This window comes from Synechocystis sp. PCC 7339 (assembly GCF_019924095.1).
Classification (GTDB): Bacteria; Cyanobacteriota; Cyanobacteriia; order Cyanobacteriales; family Microcystaceae; genus Synechocystis.
The window spans coordinates 2,695,982-2,719,946 of the sequence record NZ_CP063659.1 but is presented as its reverse complement, the minus strand read 5'-3'; the positions used below and the strand labels follow the sequence as shown (position 1 = coordinate 2,719,946).

The window sequence follows — 23,965 nt, the reverse complement described above, 5'->3', positions numbered from 1 at the left end:
TGCGGAAAAATTCAGTTATTGACGGATATACATCGACTCCAACTATATCTAATCACCATCCGACCATTGGGAAATCCCCAGTGAATCCTGGCAACCATGGGAAAATTTTCTTTTTTACTAATGGTCTCGTCTATTCCCTGCGAAAAATTTTTCCCCAGAGGTAGCAAATAAAAAATGCGATGTACCCTTAAGGAAATTAACCTTGCCCGACTGTGCAATCTAACGTAGCTATTATGACTAAGCGAACCTTTGGGGTAATTGGACTGGCAGTAATGGGGGAAAATCTCGCCCTCAACGTGGAAAGTCGAGGCTTTCCCATCGCCGTCTATAACCGTTCCCCCAACAAAACCGAAAAATTCATGGCCGAAAGGGCTGTGGACAAAGACATCAAAGCCGCCTACACCGTAGAAGAATTTGTCCAATTGTTGGAACGTCCCCGCAAAATCCTCGTAATGGTTAAAGCTGGAGGGCCCGTGGATGCAGTGATCGATGAGTTGAAACCCCTTTTAGAAGCAGGGGACATGATCATCGATGGCGGTAATTCCCTCTATGAAGATACGGAGCGTCGCACCAAAGACCTGGAAGCCACCGGCCTGGGCTTTGTTGGCATGGGAGTCAGTGGAGGGGAAGAGGGCGCATTGCTAGGCCCCAGCTTGATGCCCGGGGGCACCCCCACCGCTTATAAGGAATTGGAGCCGATTCTGACTAAAATTGCCGCTCAAGTGGAAGATCCCGATAATCCTGCCTGTGTGACTTTCATTGGCCCTGGAGGGGCGGGGCATTACGTCAAAATGGTGCATAACGGCATTGAGTATGGCGATATGCAACTAATTGCTGAAGCCTACGACATTTTGAAAAACGGCTTGGGCTTGAGTAACGAAAAACTCCACGAAGTTTTTGGCCAGTGGAATCAGACTGATGAGTTAAACTCCTTCCTAATTGAAATCAGCACCGACATTTTTGCCAAAAAGGATCCCGAAACCGGGGGGCATTTAATTGATTACATCCTTGATGCGGCTGGGCAAAAGGGGACGGGGCGCTGGACAGTGATGAGTGGTCTAGAGTTGGGGGTGCCGATTCCCACCATTTACGCCGCCGTTAATGCCAGGGTAATGTCTTCCCTCAAAGAACAACGGGTAGCCGCTTCCAGCCAACTGTCGGGGCCGGGCAAAAGCTTTAGTGGGGACATGGAAGCCTGGATTCCCAAGGTGCGGGATGCCCTCTACTGCTCGAAAATGTGTTCCTATGCCCAGGGCATGGCCTTAATTGCCAAAGCTTCCCAGGAATTTGGCTATGACGTTAACCTGCCGGAAATTGCCCGCATTTGGAAAGGGGGTTGCATTATTCGAGCCGGCTTTTTGGACAAGATCAAGAAGGCTTTTAAGGATAATCCTCAGTTACCTAATCTGCTCCTCGCTCCGGAATTCAAGCAAAGTATTCTGGACCGCCAGGGGCCATGGCGAGAGGTATTAATCCTAGCCAACGACATGGGCATTGCAGTGCCAGCGTTTAGTTCCTCGTTGGATTACTTTGACAGTTACCGGCGGGCGGTGCTTCCCCAAAACCTAACCCAAGCGCAACGGGATTACTTTGGGGCTCACACCTATGAACGCACTGATAAACCCAGGGGAGAATTTTTCCACACGGAATGGCTTGATTAGTTCCTGTTTGTCCTATTCGTCACCCCCCATCCCTGGGGGGAAATTTTTGATGACCTAATTCCAGCAATTACCGAGGTTCAAGCTCTGCCCTAAGCCGCCAAGGGAGCATCATTTTCCCCATAGACTACTTGTTGGTAGTAATCCACTAACTGCTTTGTGGCCGCTGGCCAGCCCCATCGTTCCGCTTCTTGCCGGGCATTTTGTCGTAACAGTTCTCGATCGCCAGTGGCAGACATTAACCGTTGGGTAGCCTGCACCACTCCCCTTTCCACAGTGGGATCAAAGAGATAACCGTTTTCACCATCGGTGACAATGTCCAAAATCCCCCCAGAGGCCGCCGCCACTACGGGACAGCCCGCCGCCATGGCCTCCAATAGCACTAAGCCCAGGGTTTCGGTACGGGAGGGAAAAATAAACGCGTCAGCGGAAGCAAAGGCCGCCGCCAACTCTAGTCCCTGCGTATAGCCCGCAAAATAGGTATTCGTACCAGCAAAGTGGGCTTCTAAATTTTTCCGATGGGGCCCATCCCCGACGATCGCCAAGCGGGCCTGGGGAATGGCTTCGAGCACAGGCTTAATTTCATCGATCTGTTTTTCTGCCGAAACTCGGCCGACATATAAAAATAGGGGGGCATCGGGGTGACCCTGGGACAATTTTTGCCGCATTTGGGCCGACTTCAGGTGGGGCTGAAACAGTTCCGTATCTACTCCCCGTTGCCATAGATCTACCCGTTCAATGCCGTGGTGGACCAATTCCTGCACCATGGCGGAGGAAGTGCAAAGATTTAATTCCGCTTGGTTGTGGGCCAGTTTTAACAGTTCCCACAGCACCCCTTCCAGGGCCCCCAGGCCGTAATGTTGCAAATATTGGGGTAAATGGGTGTGGTAAGAAGCTACTAAGGGAATATGCAAATTTTTGGCGTAATAGATACCCCCCAAACCTAATACCGCCGGATTGACCACATGAATCAAGTCCGGTTTGAATTTCAGCAGGGCCTGTTTAATTTGGGGCGACGGAAAAGCTAGCTTCAATTCTGGGTAAAGGGGTAAAGGCATGCCCTTCACTCCATGGATTTTTGCCCCCTTATATTCCTTGAGTCCCCCCTCCGGACAGAAGATCAACACCTGATGGCCTTGGCGTTGGAGATTTTCCACTGTGTGCTTCAAACGGGTGACAATTCCATCAATTTTGGGCAAAAACGTTTCCGTAAACAGGGCAACACGCATAGCTAGATGGGGGGGTAAATCAGGTCGACAAAATTCAACAAAATGGGAAGCACTATCTAAAGTCCGGTTCATATCCGGCGATCGCCCTTCACAACAAAACTTCACAATCCGGCGGCGGGCCAACCTACAATACTATATCGGCAAAACTTCCCCTTGCTCCCGCCAATAAAAGGCCAAATTACTCAAACCATATTTTTTCTGGCGCATCAACTCCAACCCAGCAATCTGCTCCGGTGGTTGCCAATGGCGTCGGTCATATTCCACCGCTATTTCCCCAGTGGAGCTGAGGAGTTGCAACTCCCCCACTAGGGTCAAAACGGGGTTGTACAGGCCACTGGCATAGGGGGGATCAAGATAAATGCGGTCAAAAGTTTGTCCTGCCAGGGTTGGGAGCAATTTCAGCACATCTCCCCGCAAAACTGACCATTGTTGCTCAGGCTGGGCTAGTTTTTGCCAATTTTCTTTGATGATGGTGCAAACTTTAGCGGACTGCTCGATCGCCACTACTTTATCCGCGCCCCGACAGAGGGCCTCCGCCCCCAGGGTGCCATTGCCCGCACAGATGTCCAACCAGTGGCAGTGCTGAATTTCTCCCCGCCAAATATTGAACAATGCCAGCCGGACTTTACCTGTGGTGGGTCTGGTCTGTTGCCCCGGTAGGGTTTTCAGGAGGCGATTGCCATAAATACGCATAGCACCAAATAAAAATTGATCCTCCTACCGCTGACTGCTCAGGCAAACTCAGAAGGAATTCTTCAAATTCTCACATCGGGGCAAGAAAGGAAAGGGGGCAGAAACTAATCCTCTGACTAGGGGCGATCGCCAAACTGTCCCTGAAATATTAAGAATTATTGCTGTTTCTTGTTTCATCTGTTAACGTGTGCTTCAGAGAGTGCATTTAACCGCGCTGAAACAATTTTAGGAGGCGTCTACCATGCTCCCCATGCATCAGTGCCAGTCAAGCCACCACACCCTAGACTGAAGAACTATCCGAGGCGATGGTTCGGGACTAGGTCAAGAGTCATGCCTACCATTGTCTGGAGCACCGTTTGTCTCCGCCCAACTCGTTAATTTTTCCCATCGCGTTTAGATTGAACCATGGCCATAGTTTCTAGGTAGGCCTAGTTCCTGGCACTGCCTTGGCCCATTCCCCGCTAGCACCTGGAATGGCAGGTTAGTTTTCCGCCTTGGGATTAGCGAGAACCCATTTTCCCAATACCGTACTCAACCCAAAAATCTCTCCCTGTCGGTATTCGTTCTGTATCTATCCCCAGGGAGAACACGCCTCATATTCCATAGGAGGTAAGCAATGAATTTACTCAACAAAACCGCTTTAGTGACCGGAGCTTCCCGGGGCATCGGCCGGGCGATCGCCGAAGAATTAGCCAAACAAGGTCTAGAAAAAATTATCCTTGTGGCCCGCAACCACACCAGTCTGCAAACATTGGCTGGTGAGCTCGAACAACGACATCCCGGATTAGAGGCCATTGCCTTGCCTCTAGACCTGACCCAACCCGTGGCCGTTAACACGGCGATCGCCAGAACCTGGCGGGATCATGGTCCCATTCATTTACTGGTGAACTGTGCCGGAGTAGCCCATCAAAATCCCTTTCTCCATAGCCGCTTCCCGGACGTTTACCAAGAAATTTCCCTTAACTTGATGGGGTTATATTGCGTCACCCGTTGCGTGGCCCGGCGCATGGTCTCCCAAAAAGAAGGCACCATTGTCAATGTTTCTAGTTTGATGGGCAAAGTGGCGGCCCCCACCATGGCTACCTATTCCGCCACCAAGTTTGCCATTCTGGGCTTTAGCCAAGCTCTGCGGGGGGAACTGGCCCGCCATAACATCGCGGTGGTTACCCTTTTACCCACCCTCACCGATACGGATATGGCCAAGGGTCTGCAAAAATTCCGCTGGGTTAGAGCCATGACCGCTGGCCGGGTGGCCCAGTCCCTTGTTAAAGGTTTAAAACAAAACCGTAGTGAAATCTTGGTGGGTTGGCAGAGTCATCTGGCAGTGTGGTGCCAACGCTTTGCTCCCCAATTATTGGAGCGGGTACTGCTGTTGGCTACCCCCCAATCGGTTTGATCCTCTTTTCCGAGTAGGCCCTCTATCCCAAACGTTAAGGGTCGTTCTAAAAAGTTCTCCATGCTCCCCCATCAACTCACTGTATTTCCATTAGGTTTGGGGGACTGGCAAAACTTTTCTTCGCAATTGAGTAGCGGACAGTCTAATTAAACAGATTGCCCAACTCCAATGCCCATCGGTATAGGCCACCCAGCAGTGTGAACCTAATCCTTCTTTGAGGAAGTCTGGATCAATTCAATTTTGTAGCCGTCTGGATCTTCCACAAACGCAATGACAGTGGTGCCGTGCTTCATTGGCCCCGGTTCCCGCACTACTTTACCCCCCTTGGCTCTGATTTTGTCGCAGGTGCCATAGATGTCTTCCACCCCCAGGGCAATGTGGCCAAAACCATTACCCAAATTGTATTTATCGGTGCCCCAGTTATGGGTCAACTCAATCACCGCATTATCCGATTCCTTGCCATAACCCACAAAGGCGAGGGTAAATTCCCCACTGGGGTAGTCTTTTTTGCGCAGTAAATTCATCCCTAGAATGTCACAGTAAAATTGGAGGGATTTGTCTAAATCTCCCACCCGAATCATGGTGTGTAGTAAGAACATAGGTTTTTGATAAGCTAAGTTTGCCCAACAGGCAGATCCTAACAAAATCTTGGCGATCACCCTTGGACTTAATTTTTCCAGTGTTCAATGGTGGTGAACCGTTGTCACCATGTCTAAAAGGGATTGCCAATCAGAGAAAAGCTGGCCCAATAGTAGGGATGGGAGAGTTCGGGATTTCTCAACGTTAATAATTCATCCTCCACGGCGATTGCCCCCCGGGAAACCTGTAGTTCTCCCCCATTGAGAGCAATTTCCCCGTTAATCATCTTAATTTGGGCTTCTTGCAGGGCTTTGGCCTTGAAGGAATTGGCCTTCAACTGCCAGTAAAATTCACTCATTAACGCCATGGTACCCAGGTCACTCACCCGCCATAAGCTCCCCAGGGCTGATTTGACCCCCGATTGCAAAGCTAAGCCCACAAAGCCCAATTCTGCTTGAGTATTACCCAGGGCCGTGGTGCAGGCGCTAAGCACTAAAAGATCAACGGGGGGATCCTGCCATTGCAAATTCCTAATCTCCTTGAGGTTCAAACGACTGTTCACAAATTGAATGTAGGAGTCGGCGGGGGAACCGGCATTAAATTCTGCGTGGGTGGCAAGATGGACCAAGGCAAAGGGCTGTTCTTGGCGGGCCGCTTGCAAATTTTTGACGGTGAATTTTTGGTTTAGCATGGCAACCCCAGGCCAGGGTTGGGGGGTGATGTTCGCAATCTCCAAAGCCACCCCCGGTAGGGGTTCCGCGTCACTAAATTCCGAAGATCCCATGGCAAGAATGTTGGCCTGGCTGAGGTCGGTGGGGCTCCATTCCGTGAGGTTGAAGCCGGGAATGCGGGTGATGGCATATTTTTCGGCTAAAAACTGTTCTCCATCGTAGAGGGCGGCAAAGGGGAGGGAACGGAGCTTGGGGCCGACGCAAAAAATCAGGGTGTCAATGGCATTGGCTTTTAATTCATCCGCCACAGGGGCAATCAACCAGTCATATAACTTTTTGCCGGTGACCCGATAATCTTGGTTGCGGGGATCACTCACTTGCAGAGAAAACATTTGCACGGTGGCCAACAGATTTTGTTCTGCCGTGTTGAGCACCTTCACCCCCACCGGTGGGCGATCACCAGTTAATAAACAAATGGAAACCCCTTTTTCTTGGGGATTAATCCAAAAAATAGCCGCTTTTTGTCCAGTTTGTTGCTGTAGGGAAGCTAATTTTCGCCCAATTTCCTCCGTGGTTAAACCCAGGCTCGAGAAATCTTCCCGAAAATAATCTTCGTAAATACCAGCCCATTTACCTTCTAGATCGGTAGTTAGCTCATTGACCTGTTGGATGTTTAGAGCGTTACTGGGTTGCAAACTAACCAAAATCGGGGCCGAAAAATTTACCTGGGCTTTTACCCAAGGGGCGAATCCTACCAGGAGAAATAGTCCCAGGAAGACTCCTGCGGCGAAACGTCCCCATTGGCCAAGGGGAAATGGGAATTTATTTGATTTATTCACAACATTTCCTCAACTTTAGTGACAATAGCCTGGTGTATTTGTTCCATCGACAAGCTAGCATCCAGACGACAGCATTGACCGGGGTAATGGGCAAAAATTCTGCCGTAATTACGATGCACACTGGTCAGCTTTTCCCTCTGTTCATAGCACTCCCTTGCAGTTTGGTCACTCCGTTGCAGGCGATTGCCAAGGCGTTGTAGGGCCAAATCCACCGGTAGGTCTAGGTAAATTACACAGTCAGGGTGGGGAAAGGATTGATTTAAGCGTTGGACAAATTCCCAATCTGACTCTGTGTGACAATTATAGGCGAGGGAAGAAAAGTAGTAACGGGTGGTAATTACATGGCATTGCCGGGCCAATTGGGACTCTACCCCATCCCCTGGATTGTAGAGATGATAATGGCGATCAGCCGCGAATAAATAACCCATTTGGGCTTCAAATTGTTGGGCATCATTGTAGGTAAACAGATCCCCCTGTAAAGCTTGACGAATTAAGCGACCCACAGGGCCGTTGGTGGGTTCGGGGCTGAGCACGGCCGCCATGCCTTGACGTTGGAAATGGGCCAACAGGAGATCGCCTTGGGTAGTTTTCCCGGATCCGTCAATGCCTTCTAGGACAATAAATAATGCCGCCATAACTTTTGCCAATCTTCCCTGCTAAAGTGTTTCCATTCTTTCCAAGTGGGCTTTAATCTCCCTTGGCGATCGCCAGACTGGGCGCAGTTGATTCTGACTATACAGGGATAATTGGTCGCCGTTATGGGGGGAATCGGGCTGGCTAGCATTGCCATAGACCAAAATGCTCTGGCCCCTAGGGCGATCGGCAAATTCCACTAGGCTCAGGTAACTGTCCCCGGCCAAGGCCTGGAATCGTTGGTTGGCAATGGTGCCCAGGGTCAACACCCGAAAACTTCCTAGGTTACTGGGAGCCCCATTGGCCGGGGAGGTAAAGTTTCCTGCCTGCATTTGCACCACTTCTCCCCAACTGATAGCCAAGTCATCGTAGAGAAACTTCACCTGGGCCGCCACCCCTTCTAGCACTGCCATAAATTTATTAATGTCCGCCATACCGCTGGGGGTATGGAGGGGATCGCTTGGGTCCCAAGTTCCCCCCAGTACTTTATCGGCCCCAATGGTCAGGGCCCAGAGCATAAACAATACCGCCCCCCGACTGTCTGGCTTGGCCTGTTTGTCCCAAGCCTGGAGTACCTCCGCCGCTTCAATGCCAATGGGATTAGCTAAGGCTTTGGCCGCCGACACCAACAAAGGCACAATGCGATCGCCCAATTCCATCTGACTGTTGAGGGCCTTTTGCTTAAATTGCTCAAAGGTCAAGGGCGGTGTATTTTCTAGTAGTTTAATGGAGCGTTGGGTCCGCAACAAAGCTGGGGCAAAACTCAAGTCCGGAGCGGCCAGATTAGGGGGATAATCCGCTGGATCTAACTCCGGGGGAAAGGTACTGGTCCAGGGGGGATCGTTACTGTTTTGCAGCCAACCACTCTTGGGGTTAGTCAGCTTGGGCAATTGTTCATAACTGTAGTAACCAGGGTTTAAATCCGTACTGCTGTTAATCGGTTGCAGACGGTCCCAATCTTGCCAACTGCCTTCCCTGATGGGGGTCAATGTATTGTAAAGATAAAAAATATTACCCTGGCGATCGCCGTAGAGCACATTGAACATGGGAATTTGCTGCTCTTGCCAAGCCCCTTCAAACTGCTCTAGGTTTTGGGCTTTACCCATGCGCAAAAATTGGCTGATGGCACCACTGCGATCCAAACCAGGAATTTGTAGAGTGTAAGCCTTACCTCCCCGTTGGGCCACCACCATACCCGCCGCACTGCCTAGGGTTTCCCATTGCAGGGTTTGGTAACTACCATTGCCCTGGAGAATATTGATTTGGTGACTATGGCGATCAAAGGATTTAACTTCCCCGTCCCATTCATAGCCCCCTTCTGTCAAAGTGAGGGCATATTTGCCGACGTTATGGGGGTAATTGACCGTCAAGCTCCAGCCCAGATTATTGTTAAAACCCATGGCCGGCACAGGAGTTCCCACAAAGGCCGCCCCAGTTAAATCCAGACCAGGGGCCACCAATTGGGCCTCCGTGAGACGGAACCGTCCCCCCCAAGGTAAATGGGGATTAATCAGTAACAAGCCATGGCCTGATTCACTTTGTTTGGGGGCGATCGCCCAGGCATTGGAGGCAATGGGCACATTACTGGCGGGTATTTGGCCCGCTAGGCTAGCAATGGCTTGGGGACTAGTCACAAATTCAAACAGCAATAACCTCTGCACATGGGCCACCACATCCTGGGCGGTAATGGGCAGTACTCGGCGCAAACTGGGCTGACTAAAATCCGGGTGTTGTTGGAAATAGTTATTAATACCCTGGGCAAAACTTTCTAGGTCACGGCGCATGGCAGGGGTTTGGGCATCTAACCACACTGCCGATCGTCGGGGGATATTCATCGTGTGCACATACTGATCATTATCTAGGTAATCGATGCCCCAATATTCCGCCCCTTTACCCCTCGCTTCCCCGTACAGGGTCAGGAGTAAATCCCCGTGGCCCTGGGCCTGGGCCCAACCGAAACCTTCCATTAACTTGGTTTCATTGGCCGCAAAAATATGGGGTACTCCCCAGCTATCCCAAAAAATTTCTGTTTTGTTATTGGCCCAGACAGGGTTACCAATGCCCAACCCCAGTGCCAGCACAAATAGCAACACCAGTCCTAAACCCCGCCGTAATTTACCCCTTATTTGCACCAGCATCCGTCCTGAAAATCTCCGTTGGCGGTTCAATTTTAAACGAAACTAGAATAGGGGTTTAATAATTTTGATCAGAGTTTGGGCGGTTTGTTGATATTCCTCCTGGTCAAACATTTGGCTGGCCAGGGCATTGAGCTTAATTTCCACCTCGTTGGGTCGTCTACGGCTCAGGATAAGTTGCTCCACCAGGTCATCTAGAGCATAACTGCGTACTAAACTCCAGTCTGGGCTATGTTCGTCCCAACTTTGAAACAGCACCGAAAACAGCAAAACTTTTGCCCGTAAGGGATTGGTATATTGCATAATCTCCGAGCGGATCTCAAACAGATCGTATTCCTTCTTCTCAGTTTGGGCTTGGAGGAGAGTACCCGGAGGAGAAGGCACCACAGCCCCCAACACCGTCAGAATTGGTTCACTTTGGCGGGGCCGGGGGGGAGGAGTCGGTATGGGCAAAGCGTTAAAATCGACGATGGATGTTGCTTGGGCCTTATTTGCTAATGCGTCCGGGGAAGGGGCCATGGTCAAATTGGTTTGGGGCTCATTCTCTAGCACGGAAGCGTGGTCACCTTGGTGGGATTCTCCATCATAAAGAACCTGCATTTGCTCAAGAATCAACTTGGCGATCGCCAAATAGAAAGTGGATTTGTTGATATTGTTGACAATTTGGCTAAAGCCTTCCTTTAACTGGCTAGGGGTGGGATAGCGTTGCCGCAACTCCAACAATAAATTAGCTAACCCCACCTCCTCGATGGCCTGGAGATTGTTTTCCCAGTAACCCCGGGCCACGGCGAAAACTAACTTTTGAATGCGGACCTGTTCTCGGTGCTGAGCCAGAATGTGGGCTATCTGGGTCGCCTGATATTGCGGATCCACCACCCGATGCACCGGAGTCGGGGATTGATTTGCAGAGGACACCGCGGCGATCGCCCCTTCTTCACCCTTAGCATCCCCTGGAATGGCCGTTTCCCCATAGGCTGTATAAATTGGCCCCAACTGATCCAGTATGGTTTTGGCCACCGCCGCATAAACCTTGGGACGGTTGAGGGTTTTAACTAGCTTATAAAGAGAGAAAGTAAACTGTTCAATTGTCGGCTTCTGTACTACCAACTCCGCCAGTAGGGCATCTAAACCATTAGTGTCGAGCACATTGGGATCGTTCTCCCAGTATTTTTTCGACAAACAAAACAATAACTTCTTGATCCTTTGCCCCTCATCCTGTTCTTCAAGATAGTGGGCTACATCAGCCAGAGCACTGGGGGGAATAGACATGGGAGCAAAAAACAACCAAAAAAAACCGGCTTAATTAATTATGACAATGGAACCCGCCCATACCCAAGCTTAACGGAATATGGCCAGAAAAAAGTAGCCGTCCTGCAATCAAGACAGCTACCGAAAGAGGCTTGGGAACGCACCGAAAATCCTAATCGTTTTGCAGAAACAGCAGAAACAAAGGAATGCAGTTTAGTGGACGACTAGCTTCACATTGGCATTTTGTAAGCCCCGTTGTTTTACTTCAGCCAAGGTTTGATTAACGGCGTACTTTTGGTTGATGGAATTGATCAACTCAGTTTGATTATGTTTTTTGGCTACACCCCAAAGATCAGCGATCAAGTCGAAGGAACCATCACTGTTGCGGGACCAACCTAAATCGTAATCACCATCTAAAACGGCCACAATGTCAGCCCGGATGCGTTGGCCGTTGTAGCCCCGCACATCAGCTTCGGTTTTGGTGGTGATACCGAGGTCATTAAGGGAAGATGTTAAAACTTCAGCGTTCGTGATCTTAGTACGGAGAGTGCTGAAATGAGACATGGTGGATTTCCTCCAGAGAAAAAAGTCAACAACAACAATTGAGAAGTGGGAAATGCCGCCATAAAAACGGCTTATCTTAAACTACTAACCCTTGGGCTAGTCTTTGCTCCTGCAACAACAGGAGAAAGCTTGTTAGAACTCCAGTCGCTGATATTCAGCCACGGAAGCGGAGGCAGGCCGGGCCCTTTGTCGGGCCCAATCTCGAAGCGCGGTGACCTGCTCTACCATGGTGCGCGACAGGGGCAACGTCGATTTGATCGCTGCAATAATGTCGAGCTGGTTAAATTCTCTTTCTTGGGCAAAGGCTTCGTACATGGCAGCTACGATCGCCTGCTCAATTTCTGCTCCGGAAAAACCGTCGGAGGTGCGGGCCAGTTCCCCCAGGTCAAAACGGGAGGTGTCTTTACGCCGTTTATGGAGGTGAATACGGAAAATGGCTTCCCGTTCTTCCGCAGAAGGTAGATCAACGAAAAAGATCTCGTCAAAGCGTCCCTTACGGAGAAATTCTCCGGGGAGACGATCGACCCGGTTGGCCGTAGCCATTACAAATACCGGCGAGGTCTTTTCCTGCATCCAGGTGAGGAAACTACCGAAGATCCGACTGGAGGTTCCCCCATCAGAGTCTCCGGAACCGGCTCCCCCAGCAAATGCTTTGTCCAATTCATCAATGAACAAAATAGCTGGAGAAATGGACTCGGCGGTTTTCAAGGCATTGCGGAGATTAGCCTCCGATCGCCCCACCATGGAACCGTCATAGACCCGCCCCATATCCAAGCGCAGCAGGGGCAAACCCCAGAGCCGGGAAGTGGTTTTGGCAATCAAAGACTTACCGCAACCGGGAACCCCTAGAATCAGCATGCCCTTGGGTTGGGGCAAACCGTATTCCCGAGCCCGCTCGGTAAAAGCGTCGGAGCGCTGGGTCAACCATCTTTTCAGCTCCTCCAGTCCCCCCACGGCCCGGATGGTTTCATCCTCCTCAATGTAATCAAGGATGCCGTTGCGACGGATCAACTGTTTTTTCTCGGAGAGGACAATTTCCACCTCCCCTTCGGTTAACTGTCCCGCTTTGACGTAGGCTTTGCGATAGACCTTTTCCGCCTCATCCTTAGTTAATCCCAGGGCCGCCTTCAGCAGTTTTTCCCGGGAATCTTCCCCTAGGGCATGGCGAGACTTACCCAACTGTTGCCCCAGCACCCCATCCAGGGTAGCCAAATCGGGCAGGGCAAAGTCCAACACCACCACGTCCTTTTCCAGTTCAATGGGGGTTTCCTGGTAGGGGGACATGAGCACGATCGCCTTTTCTGTGCCCTTAAAGCTGGCGATCGCCTCCCGGAGCCACCGGGTCACCGCCGGAGAAGAAATGAAAGGATGGAGGTCTTTGAAAATGAAAATGCCCGGTTCCTGGCGCACCACCCACTCAATGGCCGCCTCGGGGGAGATGGTATTGTGGTGGGTTTTTTGTTGGGTAGCACCGTATTCCCGAAAGCCATGGGTCACAGTCCAAACAAATAGCCGTTGATGCTGGGTGACCTCCTGAACGATGCGGTACACCGCTTGCTCAGCCCGCTCTTCCTCGGAAGTAACGAGATAAATCAGGGGGTATTGAGCTTTCAGGAGTACACTCAGCTCTTCTTGCATGGGTTCGACCAAAAATTGGGGGAAGGAATGAACAGGAAATCGATGCGAATGATTTTGCCTAGGGCCAACCAAAAACTGGTCAACTTAGCAGGGAATCAACATTTTTTCCCCATCGACATCGGCAGTCACCGGAGTATCCTCCACCAGAGGTACGGATGACTCTTCGTTATCGTTCAGGACACTGGGCTGATCCTTCAAGGACATCATCTGGCCGTCCCGCATCACCATTGCGGCGTCGCATTCGGGGCAGATATGCACCTGATGGGTTTTGCCATAGGTTGACTTTTCTTCGGCTTCGACCTTGTCCGGGTGCTTGAGGTAAAAATCAATGGCCCGTTCTACGATCGCCGACATAGATTCAGCGTCAATGGCTGAGCGAATTCGGAGTTGCCGATGGATGCCCGGCGGCATATAAAGTGTGACCTTTTGCTTGTCCTGCATATCACTAATGATTAGGTTACCCATCGGGTATAGTACCCCAATTTAATCACGCGCCACTATCCTGTCAAGCCACTATGCCACTATGCCTGCATTTTTGTAATATTTCGTTACAAAAACTAAATTGCCAAGGAAATTGTCGCTTCAATTACAATCGCTGTCCCCGTTTCCTTCCAAGCTGAATAATGGAACCGTGGCCAAGAACCTGTTTTAGAGTCCCTTAGCCATTCACTTTTAGGGAGAAATTACTTCAAAGTCCCCCAGAATGCGGGGATTTAAGGGGCAGATCAGAACTTTGTCAACGGACTCTGAGAGGGGAGATTTTTACTTATTTGACCCGTAAACTGCCCCCCTGTCATCACCAAAAACTGATCAGCAATGGCACCATGGCCCAAGTCTAGACCACCATCAATGGGGAACAATGCAACTTCAGAGCTACGACCCAGGCAATTTCTACGACGAACTTTTTTCCGCCCCGGGGCAACCCCGACCTCAAGCCGCTCCTCTCATTGATTGGATGGGGCAGTTATCACCGGAAATCCTCAGACAACACCATGAAACGGCTCAAATTGCCCTCTTTAACCTGGGGGTCACTTTTCGGGTTTATAACGATGACCAGGGGGTAGAGCGTATTTTTCCAGTGGACATTATTCCTCGCATTATTGCTGAAGCGGAATGGCGATCGCTCGAAAAAGGATTGAAACAACGCATCAAAGCCCTGAATTGTTTTTTGACCGATATTTACGGCCCCCAACACATTGTCAAAGATGGCATTATGCCCCTGGACATTGTTGAATCCGCCAGTGGATTCCTGAAGCCCTGCATCGGTATCAAGCCCCCCGCCGGAGTTTGGTGTCACATCACCGGCACTGATTTGGTTCGAGATGGCAAAGGTCAATGGTTTGTGCTGGAAGACAATCTACGGGTGCCCTCCGGCATTTCCTACGTCTTGGAAAATCGGCGAGTGATGAAAAGTACTTTCCCCGACATGTTCCAAACCATTCCAATTCAACCGGTGGATAGTTATCCCAGCCAATTATTGGAAACTCTGCTTAACCTGGCCCCGCCCCATTTGGCAGCCCCGGTGGTGGTAGTGTTAACCCCTGGTATTAACAATTCCGCTTACTTTGAGCATTCCTTCCTCGCCCAACAGATGGGGGTAGAGTTGGTGGAAGGCCGGGATTTAGTGGTGGCCGACGGCTATTTACAAATGCGTACCACTAAAGGCTTACAGCGAGTGGATGTGGTCTATCGTCGCCTGGATGATGATTTCATTGACCCAGAAGTATTCCGTCCCGATTCCCTCCTGGGGGTAGCAGGCTTAATGGAAGTGTATCGCCAAGGGCGGGTGGCCCTAGCCAATGCCCCCGGTACAGGGGTAGCGGACGATAAAGTTATCTATGCCTATGTGCCGGAGATGATCAATTACTACCTCAAGGAAGAACCTCTTTTGGCCAATGTGCCCACCTATCTATGCTGGCGGGAAGAGGATAGAAACTATGTGCTGGACCATCTGGAGGAATTGGTGGTCAAGTCCGCTAACGAAGCCGGGGGATACGGAATGTTGATGGGCCCTAGTGCCAGCCCGGAGGAAAGGGCGCAGTTTGCCGAACGCATCCGCCATAATCCCCGTAACTACATTGCCCAGCCGGTGCTCAATCTCTCCCGGGTGCCCACTTTAATTGGTGATCAAGTGGAAGGTCGCCATGTGGACCTCCGTCCCTATATTCTGAATCGGGGAGATGAAATTTACGTCCATCCCGGTGGCCTGACTAGGGTGGCTCTGCGGAAGGGATCTTTGGTGGTCAACTCTTCCCAAGGGGGAGGCAGTAAAGATACCTGGGTATTGCAAGGTTCCGGGCAATAATGGCTTTTGCTGTCCTGACAACCGGTTGATCGCCAAAGCACCGGCAACGATCTTGGTAGAATGGCAAATGTGTCTTGGATTACCGTTGCGATCGCCACTGTCCCCGAACAAATATGTCTCTATTTGATTGGTTTGCCAACCGTGAAAAAGCTGAGCCCCCCATGCTCCAGCCCCAATCCCCCCAGGAAAGGGAGGTGGCCGATGGGCTATGGACTAAATGTCCAGCCTGCGGTGTGTTGACCTATACCAAAGATTTGCAGAGCAATTGGCTGGTGTGTGCCGAATGTGGACACCATCTCCGGGTGGACAGTGACGAACGGATTCGTCAGTTAATTGATGCTAAGACGTGGCAACCCATCAATGAACATTTGCAACCCACTGATCCCCTCAAATTTAAAGACCGCAAATCCTATAAAGACCGTATCCGCGACACCCAAAAAACAACGGCATTGACGGATGCAGTGCAAACTGGCCATGGTCGCCTCGATGGTCTGCCGATCACCCTGGGGGTGATGGATTTCCGCTTTATGGGTGGTAGCATGGGCTCCGTGGTGGGGGAAAAACTCTGCCGCCTGATTGAGTATGCCACCCTGGAAAGACTACCGGTGATTATCATCTGTGCCTCCGGTGGAGCCAGAATGCAGGAAGGAATGTTGAGCTTAATGCAAATGGCCAAGATTTCTGGCGCGCTGCAAAAACATCGGGAGCAAAGGTTACTTTACATCCCCGTGCTCACCCATCCCACCACCGGCGGAGTGACGGCGAGCTTCGCCATGCTGGGGGATTTGATTTTGGCAGAACCCAAGGCCACCATTGGTTTTGCTGGGCGGCGGGTCATTGAACAAACGTTGCGAGAAAAATTACCCGACGATTTTCAGACTTCTGAATATTTAATGCACCACGGTTTTGTCGATGCCATTGTGCCCCGACCCCAACTGAAAAGAACCTTGGCCCAGTTGATTAGCCTCCATCAACCCTTTTATCCGATTTTGCCCCCCCTCAATGCTGACCCCAAACAGGTTAGCCCGGAGTTGGTGCTCAGCCATACGGCCCTGGCGGTGGATAATCAAATTTCCGTCAATCAAGATAGTTAAAAATTTTAAATCATCATTGCTGACGGTGATTCAATTTGGCAAAAGGACTAGAATTCAATGGGTTCCTATTAGCTACACTTGATGGCAAAATGATGCTCCGGACTAGGCAACTGCTAGAACATGGAAATAATTACGTTGGCGATTGGTGGGGCAATTGGTTTTGGCATCGGGGCGATCGAACGATTTCGGCTGAATAATAAAATTAAAAAATTACTCACCGGACTACCGGATACCGAAGAAGTTTCCCATTCCCTGTCCCTTGTTTCCTTGGTGCGGCGAGAGATTAGCCATTTAAATGATCTTTGTGCAGAATATTTAGACACCATTGCTCATTGGCGGGGAGTTATGTCCCTTTCTCCCCTCGGTTATTTGTTAATTGATCAGGAAAATAACTTGGAATGGTGTAATCCTGCGGCTGAGAGTTTGCTACACATTCGCTATTGGCAACCGGGGGAACGCAGACTTTTTTTGGAGTTTATTCGCTCCTACAAATTAGACCAATTAATTGAGCGTACCCGCCAAACCCAGATAAGCCAAACTCGGGAATGGTCATTTTTTCCGCCCCTCACCGCCGCCATGGAAAGTCGGGAGAATGGCCGTCCCCTAACGCCAGAATCAATTTTTCTCAGGGGATCGGGATTTCCCCTCAAAGAAGGCAAAGTGGCCGTATTTGTGGAAAATCGCCAAACTTTAGCGGCCCTGCGCCAGGGTAGAGACCAAGCTTTTTCCGATCTGGCCCATGAGCTAAGAACCCCGTTAACAGCGGTGGCTTTAATTGCAGAACGGTTACAAACCCGGTTACCTGCCGAAGATGGGGCTTGGGCGGAACGGTTACTGAAGGAAATTTATCGCTTGCAAAATTTGGTAGAAAGTTGGCTCCATTTAACCCAAATTACCGCTAATCCCAACCTCTATCTGGAACCGGAACCAATCAATTTACGCCGTTTACTTGCCTTGACTTGGGAGCGGTTAACCCCGATCGCCGCAGTGAAAAATATCACCCTGGATTACCAAGGGCCGCCGGAATTGAATCTAGAAGGGGACGGCGATCGCCTCATGCAGGTCTTGATGAACATTTTGGATAACACTCTCAAACATAGTCCGCCGGATGGAGTGATTTTTGTCCACGGTGGCCTGGGGGAACAAGGCATTACCATGACGATCCGGGACCAAGGTTTAGGTTTTCAACCGAGGGATTTGCCCTATATTTTTGAGCGACTTTATCGGGGGGACAGTTCCCGAGCCCGCCTACACCCCGAAAGTCAACGCCATGGCAGTGGACTAGGTTTGGCGATCGCCAAGGAGATTGTGCTGGCCCACGGGGGAAATTTAACGGCGGCTAATTATGAAACCGGCGGAGCAATGTTCACTATTGAATTACTCCATCGGCCGAATCTGGATGACAGTTCCCAGGTCTGAGTTTTTTCAAATTTGCCTGGGTGGAGAAAACCAAATAAAAGTGAAGAAGCATTGGAGGATTTTTTGCGGTCAGAGCAGATTAAAAAATCTTTCGTTTGTCCTAATTTAACGCGAGCATTAGTTAAACTTGGATAGAAAATAGGTTATTGATTAGGATTTATCTATGCTTGAAAGTAGAGCAACGGGCTATGAACCGCTGTATCAGCTCAAGAGCGTCGCCCCAAATGTTTGGATTGCTGACGGGGGATGGATCAAATTTTACGGACGGGACTGAACAAAATTTTGTGTAAGGGGAGTAAAATCCAATCAAAAAAAGGAGACCCCAATGGTACGTAAAAAACAAGAACCGAATCGCGTCGATGTGTTACTAGATGAGTTGCTAGAAGAGCATAAAACCCCCGAAGAAATTTTGAGAGAGTCAGGACTAGACTACTAAAACAACTAATCAAAAGGTTGATAGAGAGCCCTGAGTGGGGAACTGAATGCTCATCTGAATAACCAGAAAGAAGAAGAAAAGGGCAATAGCCGGAACGGTTATTCAAAAAAAACAGTTCAATCAAACCAGGGTGAAATGGAAATAGCAATCCCTCGAAACAGGGAGAGTAGCTTTGAGCGAGTGTTAGTGCCTACCCGAACATCAACGGACGAAAAAATTCTGGGGTTGTATGCCAGGGGCATGAGTACTCGGGACATAAGTGCCGAACTGGAGGAATTGTATGGGGCAAAGGTGTCAGCCAGCTTGATTAGCGAAGTGACAGATTCAGTAACGGAGGAAGTTAAAGCCTGGCAATCTCGTCCATTAGAGGAGGTGTATGCCATTGTTTACCTAGATGCACTGTATGTAAACATCAAAGTCTCAGGTCGAGTGAGCAAACGGGCAGTGTATGCAGCGTTGGGTATTGACCGGGAGGGAGACAAACAGCTACTAGGACTATGGACTGGGGAAGCAGAAGCCGAGGGAGCCAAATTTTGGTTACGAATCCTGACAGAGCTCAAGAATCGGGAGCTAAAGGATATTCTAATTGCCTGTTGTGATGGCTTAAGGAGCTTCCCTGAGGCGATTGAGGCAGTTTATCCCCAAACCTAAGTCCAACCAACTATGTATTGTCCATTTGATGCGTAATTGCCTTAACTCTGTCCCCTGGAAAGACCCCAAGGCAGTGGCGACAGATTTGAAGCGGCTCTGGATGTTTTTTCCCAGAAATGGGATAAACTTTACCCCGCTATCACTCAAATCTGGCTACGTCATTGGGAGCATGTCATTCCCATTTTTGACTATCCCATGGAAATTCGACGGGTAATCTATACCACCAATGCTATTGAGTCCATGAACCGTTCTTTACGTAAAGTAATTAAAACCAAAGCCGTTTTTCCCGACGAAGATTCTGTCTTTACGCTATTATCCCTCTTTCATCAATCTAGGCAGAAGAAGAATAGAATGTATTCCATGAATTTAGCAAATACTTTAATCGATCTAGCTTATCAACCTTGTTGTAAAGTTTAGTTAACTCATCCAAAACATGGGCAAATGGAAATACTTTTAACCACTTTTTGATAAGATTTATTGCATTAAATACAGAGATCACTAATCGTAGGTTGTTTAGCCATTTTTTCCACCCTTCTTCTTTATCCCATTTTTCATGCTTTTGATGATACTTTGACGTTGAATTTAGAGTCGGATTAAAATTCTCATCATAAAAACAAATCATACAATATGCACACATCACTAATTCCCACCATTTTTGAATTTGCTCATAATGAGTTACCCTAAAATCTGCCCATCCTAATTCACTTTTGCATTGCTTAAATCCATATTCTATCCATGACCTTACCCCATATATTCTGCCAACTTCTTTATATTTAATATCTGGTATTCGAGTCATTACAAACCATCCTGCTTTTTCCTCCTCTTTTTCTGTTTCTGTTTTAATTTCCCAATATCTTATTGCGTTTTTTTTGCCATAAACTATTTCTCTGATATACCTATCTTCCTGTTTTCCATCCCATCTTATATGTTCAAACCTCCTCCACTTATTTGCCCTTACTTTAGCTTCCTTTGGAAGCCAGACCCCATGATTGCTCCGGATTCCCACTGCATATTCTATTTTTAATTCCTCTACGGCACTGATAAAATTGCTATGGCTTTCTCCATATAAGCTATCTGACACTACTCTTTTTATTTTAAAACCACTTTCTTCTAGTTCTTTTATTATCTCTACTGCTAATTCCGGCTTTGTTTTATACTTATCTCCCTCTTTTAATCTTTCTTTTGGTTTAAATACTTTTGATTCTAGAGGAAACGTTACTCCATTGCAGTAACCATAGGCATTTACTGACACTATACCGCTTTCTATTTTTCCTAAATTTCCAATATATTGTCTTTTTACATAATCTGTTGTTTTCCCTTTTTTGGGGTCTCCTGTTTCATCTATTATTACTATTATTTCTCTTCCTTCTAAAACTTCTAAGATAATATTTAATCTTCTTTTTTCTAATTCTTTTAATTCCCAAGGAGAATCTGTCATGAAATGCAGTAATCCCTGTTCATTTTTCAATCCTAGTGATGATGCTATTGCAGGTAAACTCTTTCTTTTTATATCACTTAATATTCCCACAATGATATATTTAAATGACTCATAAGACCTCACTTCTGGAAATATATCTTTATACAGTTCACTATATGTGTCTACACACTGTACTGTCTTTTTCGCCTCTCTTGTCTTTGTCATTCTCCCTCCGCGCTTTTCAGCCTTTTATCTCCATTTTAATTCCCTCAGTCTGACGGAAGAGGGGTATAGCAAAGGACGAGATAGTTAGGACATAATGTAGGGAAAGAGTTAGGAAAAAAGCGATGCCAGCCCCCTACAGTGTAGATCTAAGAGAGAAAGCGGTAAGTGCAGTAGAAAAAGGAGAGAAGAAAAGCCATGTCTGCCGAACACTGAACATTAGTCGCAACACCTTAGACCTATGGATAAAAAAGAAGAAAGAAACAGGAAGTGTGGCCGCGAAGAGAGATTATGAGCGTGGTCCACGACCGAAAATAGATGATTTGGATAAATTCAGAGAATTTGCGGAGGAGAACGGTCATTTAACGCAAAAACAAATGGCAGAAAAATGGCCAGAGCCCGTAAGTAGAATAAGAATAAGTAAGGCTCTAAAGAAAATAGGGTTTACTAGAAAAAAAAACTTATATTTACAGGGAAATAGAAGAGGAAGCGAGAAAGGCATTTGAAGATGAAATCAAGCAATATGCGGCAGAAAAACTGATTTATATGGATCAAGCCGGTCTAGATGACACTCTAGACTACCCCTATGGGTACTGTCATAAATCAGAGAGATTAAAGGCAAGCAAATTAGGACATAGAACCAAGAGAGTCAGCATAATAAGTTGGTGGTGGAATGGAACAACAATAGCTCCAATGATATTTGAAGGATACTGTAACGCTCAAGTAGTATGCACGTGGATAGAAGAAATGTTATTACCAGAGTTAATACCAGGTCAGATACTAATCATGGATAATGCAAGCTTTCATCCGAAAGAAAGAATAAAGGCATTGGTAGCAAAAGCTGGGTGTGAGGTTATATTTTTACCACCATATTCACCAGACTTGAACAAAATTGAGAAGTTCTGGGCGAGACTAAAACGTTATGTTTCCCAACTTGTTAGTAATGGAGAATCGCTGATTTCTGCATTGGATATAGCGTTGAGAGAAGTGTCCTAACTATCTCGTCCTTTGCTATACCCCTCTTCCGTCAGACTGAGGGAATTAAAATGGAGATAAAAGGCTGAAAAGCGCGGAGGGAGAATGACAAAGACAAGAGAGGCGAAAAAGACAGTACAGTGTGTAGACACATATAGTGAACTGTATAAAGATATATTTCCAGAAGTGAGGTCTTATGAGTCATTTAAATATATCATTGTGGGAATATTAAGTGATATAAAAAGAAAGAGTTTACCTGCAATAGCATCATCACTAGGATTGAAAAATGAACAGGGATTACTGCATTTCATGACAGATTCTCCTTGGGAATTAAAAGAATTAGAAAAAAGAAGATTAAATATTATCTTAGAAGTTTTAGAAGGAAGAGAAATAATAGTAATAATAGATGAAACAGGAGACCCCAAAAAAGGGAAAACAACAGATTATGTAAAAAGACAATATATTGGAAATTTAGGAAAAATAGAAAGCGGTATAGTGTCAGTAAATGCCTATGGTTACTGCAATGGAGTAACGTTTCCTCTAGAATCAAAAGTATTTAAACCAAAAGAAAGATTAAAAGAGGGAGATAAGTATAAAACAAAGCCGGAATTAGCAGTAGAGATAATAAAAGAACTAGAAGAAAGTGGTTTTAAAATAAAAAGAGTAGTGTCAGATAGCTTATATGGAGAAAGCCATAGCAATTTTATCAGTGCCGTAGAGGAATTAAAAATAGAATATGCAGTGGGAATCCGGAGCAATCATGGGGTCTGGCTTCCAAAGGAAGCTAAAGTAAGGGCAAATAAGTGGAGGAGGTTTGAACATATAAGATGGGATGGAAAACAGGAAGATAGGTATATCAGAGAAATAGTTTATGGCAAAAAAAGCGCAATAAGATATTGGGAAATTAAAACAGAAACAGAAAAAGAGGAGGAAAAAGCAGGATGGTTTGTAATGACTCGAATACCAGATATTAAATATAAAGAAGTTGGCAGAATATATGGGGTAAGGTCATGGATAGAATATGGATTTAAGCAATGCAAAAGTGAATTAGGATGGGCAGATTTTAGGGTAACTCATTATGAGCAAATTCAAAAATGGTGGGAATTAGTGATGTGTGCATATTGTATGATTTGTTTTTATGATGAGAATTTTAATCCGACTCTAAATTCAACGTCAAAGTATCATCAAAAGCATGAAAAATGGGATAAAGAAGAAGGGTGGAAAAAATGGCTAAACAACCTACGATTAGTGATCTCTGTATTTAATGCAATAAATCTTATCAAAAAGTGGTTAAAAGTATTTCCATTTGCCCATGTTTTGGATGAGTTAACTAAACTTTACAACAAGGTTGATAAGCTAGATCGATTAAAGTATTTGCTAAATTCATGGAATACATTCTATTCTTCTTCTGCCTAGATTGATGAAAGAGGGATACATTTAGCCATGAGGAACTTCACTAAAAAATGGCAACGCCTTATCCGAGATTGGCGAGCTGCTGCTTTCCATTTTGCTATTCTTTTTCCTGAACGCTTTTCTCTTTAATTTTCCTCTTTACGCAAAATTTAGATCACTCTCTAGCTTAGCGTCTCATAATTATCCTAATCAGCTATAATTTTGCCGAATCGCTTTCCCATTTAATGCGACCATGAAGATGGGGTGTTTCATGGCGATGAATCATCAAGCATTGCTTTCACTTCCTCTAAAGAATAGATCGACTCGCCTTCCTGCTCCTTTTTGGCTTGTCTTAAATCTTCTAAATCCTCCAAATCTTCCAACAGCGATTGAATCTGTGTAAACTCTTCATAGGGAAGTACAACAAACTCATTTTTTCCATTTTTAGCAATAAAATTAGGATGTAAATCTAGCATAAATTTTCTACTGATAAGCGTTTTGTCTGTGTTTAATTCAATAAATTAGAATTGCATCTTCTTCGATTTCAAACAGGATGCGACAATTGCCAACCCGCAAACGATATTCCGGCGTAAAGTTTGTCAGTTTTTTGACATCTCCCTGAAGATTATCAGTTAACGCTTCAATTTTAGCCAAAATTCTTTGATTGTCAGCGGGCTGTAATTTTTTTAGAGTTTTTATCGCTTTTGGCTTAAATCTAATCTTATATTTCACTGTTAAGGGTAGATAAATTCAGAAGGTGAGCCATAAAAG

At 47.3% G+C, this 23,965-nt stretch carries 21 protein-coding genes and 1 pseudogene; 9 read left to right on the top strand and 13 right to left on the bottom strand.

Annotation, left to right across the window (positions count from 1 at the left end; translation table 11 throughout):
• Positions 1-233: 233 nt before the first annotated feature.
• Positions 234-1,661, top strand: a complete 1,428-nt coding sequence (gene gnd, locus IQE94_RS12890; protein ID WP_370630476.1) for a decarboxylating NADP(+)-dependent phosphogluconate dehydrogenase — start codon at positions 234-236, stop codon at positions 1,659-1,661.
• Positions 1,662-1,750: 89 nt separating this feature from the next.
• Here gnd and IQE94_RS12885 read toward each other — a convergent pair whose 3' ends face one another.
• Together IQE94_RS12885 and rsmD are read right to left on the bottom strand one after the other, a co-directional pair.
• Positions 1,751-2,992 carry a glycosyltransferase family 1 protein gene (locus IQE94_RS12885; RefSeq protein ID WP_223342089.1) on the bottom strand — a complete coding sequence of 414 codons (1,242 nt, stop codon included), beginning with the start codon at positions 2,990-2,992 and terminating at the stop codon, positions 1,751-1,753.
• A gap of 27 nt (positions 2,993-3,019) precedes the next feature.
• A complete protein-coding gene (gene rsmD / locus IQE94_RS12880) occupies positions 3,020-3,580 on the bottom strand; it encodes a 16S rRNA (guanine(966)-N(2))-methyltransferase RsmD (RefSeq protein ID WP_212721231.1) in 561 nt (186 codons plus the stop codon).
• A 616-nt stretch (positions 3,581-4,196) separates the two neighbouring features.
• On the opposite strand from rsmD, the gene IQE94_RS12875 reads away from it, so the two are divergent.
• On the top strand, positions 4,197-4,976 hold the full coding sequence (locus IQE94_RS12875; RefSeq protein WP_223342088.1) for an SDR family oxidoreductase: 780 nt from the start codon (positions 4,197-4,199) through the stop codon (positions 4,974-4,976).
• A gap of 203 nt (positions 4,977-5,179) precedes the next feature.
• Here the strand turns inward: IQE94_RS12875 and gloA are convergent, their stop codons facing one another.
• The 8 genes from gloA to IQE94_RS12835 all read right to left on the bottom strand — a co-directional run bounded on the left by gloA (position 5,180) and on the right by IQE94_RS12835 (position 13,748).
• A complete protein-coding gene (gene gloA, locus IQE94_RS12870; RefSeq protein WP_212721235.1) occupies positions 5,180-5,575 on the bottom strand; it encodes a lactoylglutathione lyase in 396 nt (131 codons plus the stop codon).
• Between the two features lie 113 nt (positions 5,576-5,688).
• Positions 5,689-7,065 carry a CHAT domain-containing protein gene (locus IQE94_RS12865; protein WP_223342087.1) on the bottom strand — a complete coding sequence of 459 codons (1,377 nt, stop codon included), beginning with the start codon at positions 7,063-7,065 and terminating at the stop codon, positions 5,689-5,691.
• A complete protein-coding gene (gene tmk / locus IQE94_RS12860) occupies positions 7,062-7,700 on the bottom strand; it encodes a dTMP kinase (RefSeq protein ID WP_212721238.1) in 639 nt (212 codons plus the stop codon). Before tmk ends, IQE94_RS12865 begins: the two co-directional genes overlap by 4 nt.
• Positions 7,701-7,721: 21 nt before the next feature.
• Complete coding sequence (locus tag IQE94_RS12855) at positions 7,722-9,836, bottom strand: acylase (RefSeq protein ID WP_212721240.1); 2,115 nt, start codon at positions 9,834-9,836, stop codon at positions 7,722-7,724.
• A 42-nt stretch (positions 9,837-9,878) separates the two neighbouring features.
• On the bottom strand, positions 9,879-11,102 hold the full coding sequence (locus tag IQE94_RS12850) for a hypothetical protein (protein WP_212721242.1): 1,224 nt from the start codon (positions 11,100-11,102) through the stop codon (positions 9,879-9,881).
• A gap of 192 nt (positions 11,103-11,294) precedes the next feature.
• Entirely contained in the window at positions 11,295-11,645 is a 351-nt protein-coding gene (locus tag IQE94_RS12845; RefSeq protein ID WP_010873324.1) for a DUF1257 domain-containing protein, read from the bottom strand.
• A 132-nt stretch (positions 11,646-11,777) separates the two neighbouring features.
• The gene (locus IQE94_RS12840; RefSeq protein ID WP_212721244.1) at positions 11,778-13,283 is read right to left on the bottom strand and encodes an AAA family ATPase; all 1,506 of its coding nucleotides are present in this window, start codon (positions 13,281-13,283) and stop codon (positions 11,778-11,780) included.
• Between the two features lie 84 nt (positions 13,284-13,367).
• The gene (locus IQE94_RS12835) at positions 13,368-13,748 is read right to left on the bottom strand and encodes a hypothetical protein (protein WP_212721246.1); all 381 of its coding nucleotides are present in this window, start codon (positions 13,746-13,748) and stop codon (positions 13,368-13,370) included.
• A gap of 394 nt (positions 13,749-14,142) precedes the next feature.
• Here IQE94_RS12835 and IQE94_RS12830 point away from each other — a divergent pair, with 394 nt between their 5' ends.
• The 4 genes and pseudogenes from IQE94_RS12830 to IQE94_RS12815 form a co-directional block, all read left to right on the top strand.
• Positions 14,143-15,588 (top strand): circularly permuted type 2 ATP-grasp protein, encoded by a 1,446-nt coding sequence (locus IQE94_RS12830; RefSeq protein WP_212721248.1) that lies wholly within the window; start codon positions 14,143-14,145, stop codon positions 15,586-15,588.
• Positions 15,589-15,701: 113 nt separating this feature from the next.
• Positions 15,702-16,682 (top strand): acetyl-CoA carboxylase, carboxyltransferase subunit beta, encoded by a 981-nt coding sequence (accD, locus tag IQE94_RS12825; RefSeq protein WP_212721250.1) that lies wholly within the window; start codon positions 15,702-15,704, stop codon positions 16,680-16,682.
• Between the two features lie 120 nt (positions 16,683-16,802).
• Positions 16,803-18,101: a cell wall metabolism sensor histidine kinase WalK gene (locus tag IQE94_RS12820; protein WP_223342086.1), complete on the top strand. Its 1,299-nt coding sequence runs from the start codon at positions 16,803-16,805 to the stop codon at positions 18,099-18,101.
• 325 nt (positions 18,102-18,426) lie between these two features.
• Positions 18,427-19,533: pseudogene (locus IQE94_RS12815) on the top strand (IS256 family transposase); the annotation flags it as partial.
• Here IQE94_RS12815 and IQE94_RS12810 read toward each other — a convergent pair.
• The gene (locus IQE94_RS12810) at positions 19,520-20,830 is read right to left on the bottom strand and encodes an IS701 family transposase (RefSeq protein ID WP_223341782.1); all 1,311 of its coding nucleotides are present in this window, start codon (positions 20,828-20,830) and stop codon (positions 19,520-19,522) included. The pseudogene IQE94_RS12815 and the gene IQE94_RS12810 sit on opposite strands and share 14 nt — an antisense overlap.
• Positions 20,831-20,952: 122 nt before the next feature.
• Here IQE94_RS12810 and IQE94_RS12805 point away from each other — a divergent pair, with 122 nt between their 5' ends.
• The 3 genes from IQE94_RS12805 (at position 20,953) to IQE94_RS12795 (ending at position 23,218) form a co-directional block, all read left to right on the top strand.
• On the top strand, positions 20,953-21,333 hold the full coding sequence (locus IQE94_RS12805) for an IS630 transposase-related protein (RefSeq protein WP_223342085.1): 381 nt from the start codon (positions 20,953-20,955) through the stop codon (positions 21,331-21,333).
• Complete coding sequence (locus tag IQE94_RS12800) at positions 21,293-21,823, top strand: IS630 family transposase (RefSeq protein ID WP_223343228.1); 531 nt, start codon at positions 21,293-21,295, stop codon at positions 21,821-21,823. The genes IQE94_RS12805 and IQE94_RS12800 overlap by 41 nt, the downstream gene beginning before the upstream one ends.
• An 84-nt stretch (positions 21,824-21,907) precedes the next feature.
• Positions 21,908-23,218, top strand: coding sequence for an IS701 family transposase (locus IQE94_RS12795; protein WP_223341980.1), 1,311 nt, complete (start codon positions 21,908-21,910; stop codon positions 23,216-23,218).
• Positions 23,219-23,463: 245 nt separating this feature from the next.
• Here the strand turns inward: IQE94_RS12795 and IQE94_RS12790 are convergent, their stop codons facing one another.
• A complete protein-coding gene (locus IQE94_RS12790) occupies positions 23,464-23,670 on the bottom strand; it encodes a hypothetical protein (protein ID WP_212721254.1) in 207 nt (68 codons plus the stop codon).
• A gap of 37 nt (positions 23,671-23,707) precedes the next feature.
• The gene (locus IQE94_RS12785; protein ID WP_212721255.1) at positions 23,708-23,926 is read right to left on the bottom strand and encodes a type II toxin-antitoxin system RelE/ParE family toxin; all 219 of its coding nucleotides are present in this window, start codon (positions 23,924-23,926) and stop codon (positions 23,708-23,710) included.
• Positions 23,927-23,965: the final 39 nt, after the last annotated feature.

Coding starts and splice junctions, on each gene's coding strand:
- gnd (WP_370630476.1), top strand. CDS start 234: ATGACTAAGCGAACCTTTGGGGTAATTGGACTGGCAGTAATGGGGGAA.
- rsmD (WP_212721231.1), bottom strand. CDS start 3,580: ATGCGTATTTATGGCAATCGCCTCCTGAAAACCCTACCGGGGCAACAG.
- IQE94_RS12875 (WP_223342088.1), top strand. CDS start 4,197: ATGAATTTACTCAACAAAACCGCTTTAGTGACCGGAGCTTCCCGGGGC.
- gloA (WP_212721235.1), bottom strand. CDS start 5,575: ATGTTCTTACTACACACCATGATTCGGGTGGGAGATTTAGACAAATCC.
- tmk (WP_212721238.1), bottom strand. CDS start 7,700: ATGGCGGCATTATTTATTGTCCTAGAAGGCATTGACGGATCCGGGAAA.
- IQE94_RS12855 (WP_212721240.1), bottom strand. CDS start 9,836: ATGCTGGTGCAAATAAGGGGTAAATTACGGCGGGGTTTAGGACTGGTG.
- IQE94_RS12850 (WP_212721242.1), bottom strand. CDS start 11,102: ATGTCTATTCCCCCCAGTGCTCTGGCTGATGTAGCCCACTATCTTGAA.
- IQE94_RS12845 (WP_010873324.1), bottom strand. CDS start 11,645: ATGTCTCATTTCAGCACTCTCCGTACTAAGATCACGAACGCTGAAGTT.
- IQE94_RS12840 (WP_212721244.1), bottom strand. CDS start 13,283: ATGCAAGAAGAGCTGAGTGTACTCCTGAAAGCTCAATACCCCCTGATT.
- IQE94_RS12835 (WP_212721246.1), bottom strand. CDS start 13,748: ATGGGTAACCTAATCATTAGTGATATGCAGGACAAGCAAAAGGTCACA.
- IQE94_RS12830 (WP_212721248.1), top strand. CDS start 14,143: ATGCAACTTCAGAGCTACGACCCAGGCAATTTCTACGACGAACTTTTT.
- accD (WP_212721250.1), top strand. CDS start 15,702: ATGTCTCTATTTGATTGGTTTGCCAACCGTGAAAAAGCTGAGCCCCCC.
- IQE94_RS12820 (WP_223342086.1), top strand. CDS start 16,803: ATGGAAATAATTACGTTGGCGATTGGTGGGGCAATTGGTTTTGGCATC.
- IQE94_RS12810 (WP_223341782.1), bottom strand. CDS start 20,830: ATGACAAAGACAAGAGAGGCGAAAAAGACAGTACAGTGTGTAGACACA.
- IQE94_RS12805 (WP_223342085.1), top strand. CDS start 20,953: ATGCCAGCCCCCTACAGTGTAGATCTAAGAGAGAAAGCGGTAAGTGCA.
- IQE94_RS12795 (WP_223341980.1), top strand. CDS start 21,908: ATGACAAAGACAAGAGAGGCGAAAAAGACAGTACAGTGTGTAGACACA.
- IQE94_RS12790 (WP_212721254.1), bottom strand. CDS start 23,670: ATGCTAGATTTACATCCTAATTTTATTGCTAAAAATGGAAAAAATGAG.